The organism is Ruegeria sp. AE4 (genome assembly GCF_056542185.1).
On sequence record NZ_JBQFZK010000002.1, the window covers coordinates 1 to 12,064 of the forward strand.

General features: G+C 59.0%; 15 protein-coding genes. 11 read left to right on the forward strand and 4 right to left on the reverse strand.

Annotation, left to right across the window (positions count from 1 at the left end; translation table 11 throughout):
• Together ACR0EK_RS04190 and ACR0EK_RS04195 are read left to right on the forward strand one after the other, a co-directional pair.
• A partial coding sequence (locus ACR0EK_RS04190) for an EamA family transporter (RefSeq protein ID WP_480565291.1) occupies window positions 1-308 on the forward strand: 308 nt, incomplete at its 5' end.
• On the forward strand, window positions 305-946 hold the full coding sequence (locus ACR0EK_RS04195) for an NAD(P)-dependent oxidoreductase (protein ID WP_480565294.1): 642 nt from the start codon (window positions 305-307) through the stop codon (window positions 944-946). The genes ACR0EK_RS04190 and ACR0EK_RS04195, both read left to right, overlap by 4 nt.
• Before the next feature lie 12 nt (window positions 947-958).
• Here ACR0EK_RS04195 and ACR0EK_RS04200 read toward each other — a convergent pair whose 3' ends face one another.
• Window positions 959-1,402 carry a hypothetical protein gene (locus ACR0EK_RS04200; protein ID WP_480565296.1) on the reverse strand — a complete coding sequence of 148 codons (444 nt, stop codon included), beginning with the start codon at window positions 1,400-1,402 and terminating at the stop codon, window positions 959-961.
• Window positions 1,403-1,680: 278 nt separating this feature from the next.
• On the opposite strand from ACR0EK_RS04200, the gene ACR0EK_RS04205 reads away from it, so the two are divergent.
• Window positions 1,681-2,124, forward strand: coding sequence for a hypothetical protein (locus ACR0EK_RS04205; RefSeq protein ID WP_209504820.1), 444 nt, complete (start codon window positions 1,681-1,683; stop codon window positions 2,122-2,124).
• Window positions 2,125-2,395: 271 nt separating this feature from the next.
• Window positions 2,396-3,016 carry a 30S ribosomal protein S4 gene (gene rpsD / locus ACR0EK_RS04210; protein ID WP_170374584.1) on the forward strand — a complete coding sequence of 207 codons (621 nt, stop codon included), beginning with the start codon at window positions 2,396-2,398 and terminating at the stop codon, window positions 3,014-3,016.
• Window positions 3,017-3,074: 58 nt separating this feature from the next.
• Here the strand turns inward: rpsD and ACR0EK_RS04215 are convergent, their stop codons facing one another.
• Entirely contained in the window at window positions 3,075-3,356 is a 282-nt protein-coding gene (locus ACR0EK_RS04215; RefSeq protein WP_480482308.1) for a DUF1330 domain-containing protein, read from the reverse strand.
• Window positions 3,357-3,449: 93 nt separating this feature from the next.
• Here ACR0EK_RS04215 and ACR0EK_RS04220 point away from each other — a divergent pair, with 93 nt between their 5' ends.
• Window positions 3,450-4,322: a LysR family transcriptional regulator gene (locus ACR0EK_RS04220; RefSeq protein ID WP_480565299.1), complete on the forward strand. Its 873-nt coding sequence runs from the start codon at window positions 3,450-3,452 to the stop codon at window positions 4,320-4,322.
• On the opposite strand, the gene ACR0EK_RS04225 is transcribed toward ACR0EK_RS04220, so the two are convergent.
• Entirely contained in the window at window positions 4,323-4,784 is a 462-nt protein-coding gene (locus tag ACR0EK_RS04225) for an Lrp/AsnC family transcriptional regulator (RefSeq protein WP_480565302.1), read from the reverse strand.
• A gap of 102 nt (window positions 4,785-4,886) precedes the next feature.
• Between ACR0EK_RS04225 and ACR0EK_RS04230 the strand changes: the two genes are divergently transcribed.
• The 4 genes from ACR0EK_RS04230 to ACR0EK_RS04245 all read left to right on the forward strand — a co-directional run bounded on the left by ACR0EK_RS04230 (window position 4,887) and on the right by ACR0EK_RS04245 (window position 9,217).
• Window positions 4,887-6,302, forward strand: coding sequence for an aminotransferase class V-fold PLP-dependent enzyme (locus ACR0EK_RS04230; RefSeq protein WP_480565305.1), 1,416 nt, complete (start codon window positions 4,887-4,889; stop codon window positions 6,300-6,302).
• Between the two features lie 64 nt (window positions 6,303-6,366).
• Window positions 6,367-7,452, forward strand: coding sequence for a histidinol-phosphate transaminase (hisC, locus tag ACR0EK_RS04235; protein WP_480565307.1), 1,086 nt, complete (start codon window positions 6,367-6,369; stop codon window positions 7,450-7,452).
• On the forward strand, window positions 7,449-8,369 hold the full coding sequence (locus ACR0EK_RS04240; protein WP_480493584.1) for a prephenate/arogenate dehydrogenase family protein: 921 nt from the start codon (window positions 7,449-7,451) through the stop codon (window positions 8,367-8,369). Before hisC ends, ACR0EK_RS04240 begins: the two co-directional genes overlap by 4 nt.
• Entirely contained in the window at window positions 8,366-9,217 is an 852-nt protein-coding gene (locus tag ACR0EK_RS04245; RefSeq protein WP_480565310.1) for an extensin-like domain-containing protein, read from the forward strand. The genes ACR0EK_RS04240 and ACR0EK_RS04245 overlap by 4 nt, the downstream gene beginning before the upstream one ends.
• Here the strand turns inward: ACR0EK_RS04245 and ACR0EK_RS04250 are convergent.
• Window positions 9,214-10,215 carry a DUF2125 domain-containing protein gene (locus ACR0EK_RS04250; RefSeq protein WP_480565313.1) on the reverse strand — a complete coding sequence of 334 codons (1,002 nt, stop codon included), beginning with the start codon at window positions 10,213-10,215 and terminating at the stop codon, window positions 9,214-9,216. The genes ACR0EK_RS04245 and ACR0EK_RS04250 overlap by 4 nt on opposite strands.
• A 67-nt stretch (window positions 10,216-10,282) precedes the next feature.
• Here ACR0EK_RS04250 and ACR0EK_RS04255 point away from each other — a divergent pair, with 67 nt between their 5' ends.
• Window positions 10,283-10,813 carry a gamma-glutamylcyclotransferase gene (locus ACR0EK_RS04255; protein WP_480487542.1) on the forward strand — a complete coding sequence of 177 codons (531 nt, stop codon included), beginning with the start codon at window positions 10,283-10,285 and terminating at the stop codon, window positions 10,811-10,813.
• 69 nt (window positions 10,814-10,882) lie between these two features.
• Window positions 10,883-12,061 (forward strand): biopolymer transporter ExbB, encoded by a 1,179-nt coding sequence (locus ACR0EK_RS04260; protein ID WP_480487544.1) that lies wholly within the window; start codon window positions 10,883-10,885, stop codon window positions 12,059-12,061.
• Window positions 12,062-12,064: the final 3 nt, after the last annotated feature.

Sequence of the window (12,064 nt, forward strand, 5' to 3'; positions counted from 1 at the left end):
ATACGCAAAACATCACCGGCATCGTCTATCTCACTCTGATCGGGGCTGCGCTGACATACATCTTATGGTTCCGGGGCGTTTCCCGGATCGAGCCCGGCGCCGTTTCAGCCCTTGGTTTTCTCAGCCCGCTTTCCGCAGTCGTTATTGGCTGGATGCTTCTTGGCCAGGCTCTGACGCCCACCCAGATCGCCGGAGCCGGAGTGGTGCTCACGGCAATCTGGCTTGGGCAGCGTGCCGGGCGTATTAGCCCTCTCGTTCTTTCAGAAACTGCCCATACACACCTCAATCCAAAAGGAGAATGCTCATGAAACTTGTCGTATTTGGTGCAACTGGCGATGTCGGTTCTCGTGTCGTGACTGAGGCGATCTCGCGTGGCCATGACGTTACCGCGGCAGTTCGAAACGAGGCAGGGATCGAAAACCTGCCCAAAGGCGCCAAGCCGATTGTTGCGAATGTTGCGGACCCTGCGGCTTTGGCCGCGGCCATGGCTGGTCAGGATCTGGCCGTAAGCGCTGTGCGCGCACCAGCCGGGCGTGAGGGCGAAATTGTTGCTTTGACCCGATCCATCCTGCATGTCGCATCACTTGTCCGTCTTCGTGTAATTATTATTGGGGGTGCCGCTCGTCTGCATATGCCCGATGGCAGCCCGCACACTGTCTTATCAGATCCAGACTTTCTGCCTGAAAGCATAGTCCCAACCGCACGTGCATCCATGGCGCAGTGGGAACTCTGTTCATCGGATGCCTCAGCAAACTGGACCTATGCCAGCCCGTCCGCCTTATTGCAGCCCGGTGAACGCCTAGGCGTCTTCAGAACCGACACAGATAACCTGATTGTTGATGACGCCGGCAACTCAGAAATCTCCATGGAAGATTTTGCAGTGGCAATTGTAGATGAGGCTCAATCGCCCAAATATCCACGTGCCGCCTTTACCGTAGGCTATTGAACCTCCAACGACCTAGTCGTTTTGGGAGAGCGCCCCGCCTGCAGTTCGCAAGCGGGGTATTTTCTCGAATGCGGTCTCGTCACGCGACCTTACGAATACGAACAGGCCGCACCACGGCATCGACAGTCGCTGACGTAAGGCAGCTATGAGCCGATTCAACAGGGCGGTCCATGGCGGCTGGTGAGAAACTGCAGGCTCACCAATGACCGAGAAAAGCCCCATCGCCACAGGGCAGGTAAATGTCTCACCCAGGATGGCCAGACCCGGCATCACACCGACACCGGCGCGCAGATACACCTGGCTTGCGACGTCCATGGACCCTAGCGTTTGCACCAGTTTGAAATAGATCGGCAGGGCCACACCAGTGCACAAGGTCAAAAGAACGCTTGTTGCCGCCAATGCTGTTACACTCGGCGTCAAGGTCCATGGACGGTCCAGCAGCAGCTTAGCGCCCATCACCAAAACGCTCCGTCGGATCGCATGTCTGACTAAGGAAGTGTGACCACCACTCTCACGAGTGGGTTTTTCCATCTTGATCTCTGGCCAGAAACCATTCCCTGGGGAGCCGCAGCAAGCTGATGCTCAGATAATCAGCTTGGATCAAGGCAAACACGTATTTTTGATTCACTTCTGCAACATTCTTGTGAATGCTGCATTCCCGTCTCTTTTCCGCCGGATTTTGTGCTGATAAGCAATGATTGAATATCGGGATGTTAAATAGTGCGAGTGGGCAGATGAGAGCCGGAGTTAACGGTCAGGTAGCCATTTCATGGGATCAAACTGAAATTGACGGACTCGAGGACGCGCCTCTGGCGTGTCTGGCAGTTGGTGCGGCTTGGTCATGGCGCGGACAGGCAATAGTGCTGAGCGCAGAAGCCGAGAGCAGCGTCGAACAGATTGGATATGCGCGGGGAGCTGCAACCCGTTTGCAGAACCGCTTTCCGATTGTCCGGGAAATCTCCGGCTACGTGACCGGAGCTTTGACGCTTACCAATGGGTCGCAGCGGTTTTCAGCCAACCTTGTTGCCGACACCAATGATGCAGCGCCGACCATCGTTTTCGATGGCGCTTGCCCGCCACGGGATGAAGAATTCTGGATCGTCGACGTGACCGAGGTTGTGATGGTGCACAAGGCGGGTGCTGAAGGCGGTGGGAACGTCGTTGCATTTCCGGCCTGAAGGCGACCTGCATTTTTCTTGATGAAAGCGGTGTGACGGCAACCGTCGCTATGCGCGCAGGGGCCTGTGCTGCCTGCGGCGAACATATCTTTGCAGATATTCGAAACTGCGTTGAATGCCGTGTTGACTCTGCCGGCTTTGCGGATATAAGCGCGGCTTCATTGGTGTTGGTGGCCCCCGCAAGGGGAAGCCTGTCATGAGGGAAACCTCAAGAGGACAACGCCCTTCATAGTTGCCCGTTTGGGCATCGACCTAAAGAAGGAGATCAGCCGTGACCAAACGCACGTCTGCCAAGTACAAAATCGACCGCCGGATGGGCGAAAACATCTGGGGTCGTCCGAAATCCCCGGTCAACCGTCGTGAATACGGCCCCGGCCAGCACGGCCAGCGCCGCAAAGGCAAACTGTCGGACTTCGGTCTGCAGCTGCGTGCCAAGCAGAAGCTGAAAGGCTACTACGGCGACCTGACCGAAAAGCAGTTCCGCCGCATCTATGCCGAAGCCGAGCGTGTCAAAGGCGACACCGGTGAAAACCTGATCGGCCTGCTGGAGCGCCGTCTGGACGCCGTCGTCTATCGTGCCAAGTTCGTACCGACCGTCTTCGCTGCGCGTCAGTTCGTGAACCACGGCCACGTCAAAGTGAACGGCAAGCGGGTGAACATCCCCAGCTACCGCGTCAAAGAAGGCGACGTCATCGAAGTGCGTGACAAGTCCAAGCAACTGGCTGTTGTTCTGGAAGCTGTTGCCCTGGCCGAGCGTGATGTTCCTGACTACATTGATGCTGACCACTCGAAAATGACCGCAACGTTCGTTCGCGCACCGGGCCTGAGCGATGTGCCGTACCCGGTCATGATGGAACCGAACCTGGTCGTCGAATTCTACGCGAAGAACTGATCTTCGCATTCCGACCTGGAATTCAGAGCCGCACCTTTGGGTGCGGCTCTTTTCATTTTCAGCCCAGCAGAACGATATCTGACGCGCCTGCGCTGCGACGCAGCTCGTGAATGTCTTTTAGTTCCGGGTCGTTGATCCATCCCAGCGCCGCGTCCCGGTTGGGAAAGGAAAGTAGGGCTGCAACGTCAGGCAAGTCCGGCGTGCCGTCCAGCGCGGTTGTTTCTTTGGTGGCGTGTTCGACTTTTCCGCCATGGCGGGCCAGTGCAGGCCCGGCCTGTTCGCGATAAGCGGCCAGCGCGTCGGGATTCTTTACGGTAAGTTTTGCGTAGGCATAGATCATGGCTTTGCTCCTTGATGTGTGGGCAAAAGCTAGGGTGTGACCTGCTTTGCGAAAACGCGTGTATTTGCATCAGTGATGTGCGAATTTGCATGTATGGATATTCATTGGGATGATTACCGGGCCGTACTCGCCGTGGTCCGCAGGCGCACCCTGTCCGCCGCGGCACAAGAGCTTGGCGTCAACTACACAACTGTCGCGCGCCGTATAGCCCGCGCCGAAGCGGCGACAGGCGAAGTGCTGTTCGAAAGGCTGACCGACGGGTATCGACCGACAGAAGCAGCGCACCTAGTCGCTGCGTATGCTGCCCGGATGGAAAGCGCAGAACACGCAATGCTGCGCGGTTTGTCAGGGCGGGATGCCCGGCTGGAAGGGCAACTGACCTTAACCGCGCCGCAACTGTTAATTGCCCATGTGCTGGCCCCGGCGCTGGGCGAGTTTGCTCAAAGGCACCCTGCTGTGTCTTTGCAGGTGCGCGCGGCAAACGAGATTCTGGACCTTAATCGGCGCGAAGCCGACATTGCGATCCGGATCAGCCGCAACCCCGGCGATACGTTGAAAGGTCTGCGCCTGACGCAACAGCACAGCGCTTGTTTTGCCACGTCGGAATGGGCCGCGCGAATGCAGCAAGATCCGAACGCGCCCGTGGATTGGTTGCTTTATGAAAAGCAGCCGAACCTGCCGGACGGCGTCGACAAAATCTATCCGAACTCGCGGATACATATGCGCTTTGATGACATGGTCGCGATGGCGGGTGCCGCACAATCAGGGTTGGGCGTTGTGCGTATGCCGGTGTTTCTGGGCCGCTCACTTCGGGGCTTAGTGCAGGTTCCGGTCCTTTCACCGCAACCCTACGCAGATATCTGGATCGTGGCGCACCCGGATGTTTGGCCTTCGGCAAAACTGGTCGCGTTCCGCGATATCGCGGTGCCCTTTTTCAAACAAAAACGCCCGCTGTTTACGGCGTGATTATATCGGCAAGGGCCGACCTTCGGCGATTGCTTCCATCGCGAAATACGACGTGACGCTGTCCAGCTCGACCTTTTCGATCAGCCGTTGATACACCTTGTCGTAAGACGCCATATCCTGTGTGACGACTTTCAGCTGATAATCGTAGTCACCGCCGATACGATGAAAATCCACGACCTCGGGGATCGTCAGAACGTGGCCGCGAAAGGCCTGTAGCCACTCGGCCGAATGATGCCGCGTGCGCAGCATGACAAAGACCACAAGGCTCAGCCCCAATTTCTCGCGTGCGATGCGGGCGGTTGAGCCGATCAGGACGCCATCTTCGTTCAAAGCCTTCAGACGCCGCCAGCAGGCGTTCTGCGAAAGCCCCGCACGATCCGCTAACTCCCGTTGCGACAGGGTGGCGTCCTTCTGCAGTTCTTTCAGAATGCGTGTGTCAATTTGATCCAATTTTGATGCCATTACTGATCATATGACACAAAGATTTTAAAATCTATGCAATAATAGGTGAAGTTTTCGCGCTGACAATAAATCACATTAGTCGGACAGTTAGGAGCCAATGCAATGTCCCTGTCCAAGTTTCGTGCGGAACTCTGTTCCACCGCTCACAATTCAAACCTGCGCGATGGGCTGATCGGAGAGAATGTTCTGATCCCGGGTCTGCATGGGGACGTGCCGCTTGTCTATGCGGATTACGTCGCTTCGGGTCGCGCCTTGCGGCAAGTCGAAGACTTTGTGGCGCAACATGTGTTGCCGTTTTACGCGAACAGCCACACCGAGGCCTCTTACTGCGGATCTTACATGACACATCTGCGCCGCGAGGCGCGGGCGGAAATAGCCCGCATTGTTGGTGCCCAGGAAGAGGATGCGGTGATCTTCACCGGGTCTGGTGCCACTGCGGGGCTCAACCGGTTGGTCAGCCTGCTCGGGGTGGCAGAGGCCGACCAACCGGTTGTCTTGATTGGTCCTTACGAGCATCACTCGAACATCCTGCCGTGGCGGGAAAGCAAGGCACTTGTGGTTGAAATCCCCGAAGCCGAAGGTGGCGGTGTCGACCTGGGGGCGCTGGAAACCGCGCTGTTGACCCATGCAGGCGCAGATCTTCTGATCGGTTCCTTTTCGGCGGCGTCCAATGTAACCGGAATTGTCACTGACCCTGATCCGGTGACGCGGTTGCTCAAGGCGCATGGTGCCGTGGCGATTTGGGATTACGCCGGAGGCGGGCCTTACCTGCCGATGGATATGGGGCCGGCGGACGCGCGCAAGGATGCGATCGTCGTTTCCCCGCACAAGTTTCCGGGCGGTCCGGGGGCCTCGGGTGTTCTGATCGTAAACCGGGCTGCAGCCAAACGGAACTGCCCCAGCTGGCCGGGTGGTGGCACCGTAAGTTTCGTGTCACCGTGGCGGCATGACTACAGCGCGGACCTGTCTGCGCGGGAAGAGGCGGGAACGCCCAACGTGATCGGCGACATCCGCGCGGCGCTGGCCTTTATCGTCAAAGATGTCGTCGGCACGGAAGAAATTGCAAGGCGCGAGGCGCAGTACAACCAGATGGCGTTGGACGGGTGGAAGGATAATCCGAAACTGACCTTGCTTGGGGTCAATCACCCGCATCGCCTGCCGATCTTCTCTTTCCTCGTGCGCGACAACGCGGGACAGCCTGTGCATCAGCAGCTGTTTACCCGGATGCTCAGCGACGTCTACGGCATTCAGGCACGTGGCGGCTGTGCCTGCGCAGGGCCTTATGCCCACCGCCTTCTGGGGATTGATCGCGCCGCATCCGAGGCATTGCACGCGGCCTTGTCTGCAGGGGAAGAGATGAAGAAACCCGGCTGGGTACGCCTGAATTTCTCGTACCTGATGAGCAAGGAAACGGTCCAGTTCATCATCGACAGTGTCAATGACCTGTCGCGCCGTACCGAGGAATTCGTGCCTTATTACAACGCCGACCCGGCGACTGCGCGCTTCAAGGCCGCATGATGGAATTGTCGCTTTTCTCAATCCGTTGAGACAGGTATGAGGGGCCCAATCAACGGAGCCTCTCATGACCAAGATCACCCCGCAACCCGGCATTATGGACATCGCGCTTTATCAGGGCGGCCAGTCGCATGTGGCGGGTGTTGAGCATGTGATCAAGCTGAGCTCGAACGAGAACCCGTTCGGCCCCAGCCCCAAGGCGATTGAGGCGGTGCGCGACAGCGCGGCCACTTTGCATCGGTACCCCAACACCGACCACGCCAGTTTGCGCGCGGCCATCGGCGCGCGTCACGGGCTGGACCCTGCGCAGATCATCTGCGGTGTCGGCAGCGACGAGGTGCTGCAATTCATCGCTCAGGCCTATGCGGGGCCGGGGGATGAGGTGGTCTATACCGAGCACGGGTTCTCCATGTACCCGATCATCGCCCGCATGGCAGGTGCCGCACCGGTCATGGTGGCCGAGCGCGACCGCAAAGTTGATGTGGATGCCATTCTGGCCGCCGTAACCAGCCAGACGCGGATCGTGTTTGTCACCAACCCCGGTAACCCGACCTCGACCATGATCTCGAACGACGAACTGGACCGTCTGGCGCAGGGTCTGCCTGATACCTGCCTGATGGTCTTGGACGGCGCCTATGCCGAATTCGTCGACGGTTTCGATGGCGGCGCGTCTTTGGTGGATGCGTATGAGAACGTGATCATGACCCGTACATTCTCGAAAGTGTACGGGTTGGGCGGGATGCGGGTCGGCTGGGGGTATACGCACCAATCGATTATCGATGTACTGAACCGGGTGCGTCAGCCCTTCAACCTGTCTTTGACAGCTCTGGCTGCAGCCGAAGCAGCGATCAGCGACGTCGAATTCCTGACGTTCTGCCAATCCGAAAATGCGCGCCTTCGGGTGTGGCTGGCCAAGGAGCTGGACAAGGTCGGCGTACCCTCGGACCCGTCCTGCACCAACTTCATCCTCGCGCGTTTTGCCGACAGGACCGAGGCCGAGGCCTGTGACGACTATCTTAAGACGCAGGGTTTGATTGTCCGCCGGGTTGCAGGCTACAACCTGCCGAATGCCCTGCGGATCACCGTGGGCGATGAGGAAGCCTGCCGCCGCGTTGTGTTGGCGATTACAGCATTCAAAGAGGGCGCAGCATGAGCCAGATTTACGACCGGGTTGCGCTGATCGGGCTGGGCCTGATTGCCTCCTCCATGTTCTGGGCGATCAAGCGTGGGGGCCTGGCTGGAGAAGTGACCGGCTATGCCCGGTCCGAGGCGACACGTGACACGGCGCGCAGAATCGGGCTGTGCGACCGCGTCTGTGACACGGCGCGCGAAGCGGTCGAAGGTGCTGATCTTGTCGTTCTTTGCGTGCCCGTGGGGGCAATGGGAGCCGTCGCAGAAGACATCGCACCCGTGCTCAAGCCCGGCGCGACCCTGTCGGATGTGGGGTCGGTCAAGCGGCATGTCATTCAGGCAGTTCAGCCGCATGTCCCCGAAGGTGTGCATTTCATTCCCGCGCATCCTTTGGCTGGGACAGAGCATTCCGGTCCGGAATCGGGTTTTGCCAAATTGTTCGATAATCGCTGGTGCCTGCTGGTGCCTGTCGAAGGGACCGACCCGGATGCAATCGCCCGCCTTCGGGCGTTGTGGGAAGGTATGGGGTCCCATGTGGATGAGATGGACGCGGATCATCACGATCTGGTTCTGGCCGTCACGTCCCATGCGCCGCACCTGATCGCCTACACGATGGTTGGTGTGGCCGACGATCTGCGCCGGGTGACCGATAGCGAAGTGATAAAATACTCGGCTGCGGGTTTTCGGGATTTCACCCGCATTGCGGCATCTGACCCGACCATGTGGCGTGATGTGTTCCTGTCCAATAAAGACGCGACACTGGAAATCCTGGGCCGGTTCACGGAAGAGCTGTTTGCGCTGCAACGTGCCATCCGCACCGGGGACGGGGAACATTTGTTTGACTACTTTACCCATACCCGTGCTATTCGTCGCGGCATCATCGATGCGGGGCAGGACACCGACGCACCGGATTTCGGGCGGGGAAAGGCAGGTTCATGAGGGTTTACCGGGGGCAATTTCTGATCGGGATCATGGCGTTGTGCGCCGTGGCCACACAGGCAGCACCTCTGGAACGATCTCTGGTCCCACCTGCACGTCCGATTCTGGACCAGCACAACGTACAGGTTGTGTCCGCCGTTGCCCCGGTGTCCGTCGCGGCCATAACCGATCTGCGCCCCATCTCACGCCCGGTTTCACCGCAGGTCACTGCCGCCCTGGCGCGACCATCGGAATTGCCGCTGCTGGGGCCCGATACGTCGTTGATGCCTAACATGAGACCTGAATCGCTTGAACAGCAGGTGCTTTTCAAAAAACGCAAGCTGCGCAAAGGGTCCGTTTGCGGAGATATCGCAATTCAGGGCAAGCCCGTCGGAAGGGTCGGCAGCGAGAATTCAGCCTGTGGCGTAAAAGATGCGGTGCAGATCACCTCTGTTTCCGGTGTGGCACTCAGCCGCCCATCGACAATGGATTGCGGCACCGCCGTTGCACTGAACAAATGGGTCGATAAGACAGTCAAACCCACCTTCAAACGTCGCGGCCCGGTGGTCGAGTTGCAGGTGGCGGCTCATTATGCCTGCCGAACCCGCAACAACCGCAAAGGCGCGCGGATTTCCGAGCACGGCAAAGGACGGGCCATTGATATTTCAGCCTTCAAAATGGCCGATGGCGAGGTGGTGACCGTCCTCGCAGGATGGCGCAAGAACCCGTCAAAGAAGCAATTGCAGAAGATCTGGCGCGGCGCGTGTGGCCCGTTCGGCACCGTTTTGGGGCCGAACTCGGACAGCTACCATCGCGATCATTTCCATCTGGATACGGCACGCTACCGCAGCGGAGCGTATTGCCGTTAACGAAGGATCAGCCGCGGGGCAGGGCCCAGCGGCACCGGCCCCAAGGCGACAAAACCATCCCGGAAGTTCAGCTGAAGGTCCAGCGCGTTGGGGTTGCCGCCCAGCCCTGCCAGAAAATTCAGTGCGCGGGTGACAGGATCAACCGCCTGATCAGGCAGGGCACCTGCCGCGTTTGCCATGTCGACCATATCGCGCCAGTTCTCGGCCTTGACGGCGATCTCGCCACTGGGAACACCCTGCGCGTCTACATCCAGTTTACCGGCAGCAAACAGACGCAACCCACCCCATTTGATCTCGGCCAGTCGCAGGTCGATGGCCACGGGCTGTGGTCTGCTGTGTTCCAGCGCTGACCTGTCCCAGACTTTGCTGAACGTGGTGATCATGTCCAGTTCCAGCGTTTCGAAGGACTGCGGCAGCGACGCGGCCGAGTTCATAAGGGCCCGCAACCGGTTACCGGGTGTGAACCCATCCGCGCGGGCGGTAATGGCATAGGCTTCGGGCTGGGATGTTTGCGCCATGATCAGGCTCAGGGTGTCCCCGGCGGCCAGTGCAGTGGAGTTTTCGGTCACCGACCAAGCCCCTGCCGTCAGCGCCAGTTTCTCAAGCACAAGCGAAACGCCGGGCTGCAACTGTAGTTCTGCAATCAATTCATCGGCAACAATCGTTGAGGTTTGATCGTAGTAAGACAGTCGTTGCGGCGTCTCGGCAAACCGCAGCACCTGCCGGCCGGGCCAGATCGCGGGGCTTTCGAATTCGATCCAGTCCGCACGCCAGGCTGTGCCATTCACCGGATCTGCAAGGGCAGGGTTGTTCAGACGAGTCACGTGATGGGTCGGATACCCTGCCGTTGCCACGTCCGAGAAATCAGCCAGCCAGCCGCGCGCCTGTTGTTGATCAAACCAGCCAGTGATTGCCGCGCGCAGACCATATCCGGCGACAAACCAATATGCGCTCCACAGGACGCCGATAAAAATGATCACTCGTATGATACGGCGCATGAGCTTTGGCCCTTTTTCCTGCCTCGGAATTGATGTTTATAGGCCCAAACGGGCAAGGACCAGTGCAATGACGATGTGGGTTTTCGGTTATGGATCGCTGCTGTGGAATCCGGGCTTTCCGGTCGCGCGCAGCGAACGCGCGACACTGCATGGCTATGCCCGGTCCTTCTGCATGAGCTCGATCCACCACCGGGGAACCGAGGAAGAACCGGGGCTGGTGCTGGCGCTGGACGAACAGGCAAACGCGACCTGCACCGGTCTGGCCCTTGCGGTTGAAACCGGTCACGAAGACCGCACCCTGCACGAACTGCGCGAGCGCGAGCTGATCTCGTCGGCCTATGTCGAACGTATGCTGGATGTGCATCTGGAAAATGGCGACATTGTCAACGCCGTGACCTATGTGATCGATGCGGACCACGTGCAATACTGCGGTGGCATGCCGTTGGAGGATCAGGCCCGGATCATCGCCCATGCGGTTGGCGGGCGCGGCCCGAATGACGAATACCTGTACAATACCGCCGAACATCTGGCCGAGATCGGCCTGCGCGACGCCGATCTTGAGTGGTTGGCGCAACGGGTGCGTAGTATTACCGCATAAACTCTTGGCGTCACCAATGGAATTTCGCTAGTTTCGACGCAGAGCAGGCAAATACCGGGAACCACGCGCATGGCGCAGGCACATCAGGGCGCGAGACCCCATTTCTCGCATCCAACACGGCAGATTCTGTTGATGTTGATGGCGATCGGCCTGTCCGGGCTGGGTGTGTTTCTGGCGCTGCCCTATGTGTTACCGGTGTTCTTCGCCAACCCGTACCTGAACGGCTTCATCCTGATGGTTTTTCTGATCGGCGTTCTTGCCTGTTTCTATCAGGTGACGCAACTGATCGGATCCGTACGCTGGATCGAGGCCTTCGTCGGCGGTGTTGTTCGCGAAGACGCCCGCACGCCGCAATTGCTGGCTCCTTTGGCATCATTGCTGCGCGAACGGGGCGCGCGGTCGCAGATCAGCTCCACTTCAACCCGCTCGATTCTGGATTCCGTAGCCGAACGGGTCGAGGAAGAGCGGGAGATCACCCGCTATATCACCAACGTACTGATCTATCTGGGTCTTTTGGGCACATTCTTCGGTTTGGCGACAACCGTACCTGCCATCGTTGATACGATCCGCAGCCTTAATCCGCAAGAGGGCGAAGAAGGGCTGGCCGTGTTCAACCGCCTGATGACCGGGCTCGAGGCGCAGTTGCAGGGGATGGGCGTTGCGTTCGGATCGTCTCTGCTGGGTCTGGCCGGGTCGCTGATCGTCGGTCTGCTCGAAGTTTTCGCAGGGCACGGCCAGAACCGCTTCTATCGCGAGCTCGAGGAATGGCTGTCTTCGATCACCCGTGTAGGTTTCGCGGGTGGAGAAGAAGGCGGTGCCGAAATAGCCGTGCTCACGCCGGTGCTGGACGCCATGTCCGAACAGATGGACGCGTTGCAGGATCTGTTTTCAGCGCAGGAAAGCGACCGGGCCGAGGTTTCCGCCAAGCTGGGTTTGCTGGTCGATGTGATCGGTGAGATGAACAACCGTCAGGCCAATACCGAAAGTGTCACAGCGGTGTTGGAACGCGTGGCGCTGGGTCAGGAAGCCCTGCTGGATCACATGCGCGATCACGGTGCGGGTGAAGGTATCGACGCCGAAAGCCGGATGCGCCTGCGCTCGATGGATGTGCAGCTGCTGCGTATCCTCGAAGAGATATCGGCGGGTCGGCAGGAAAGCATGAACGAGTTCCGCAAGGATATTGAACTGCTGGTCAAGGCGCTGACCCTGCCGCGCGGTGCGGTACGCACCTCGCCGGAAGGAGAATAGCCC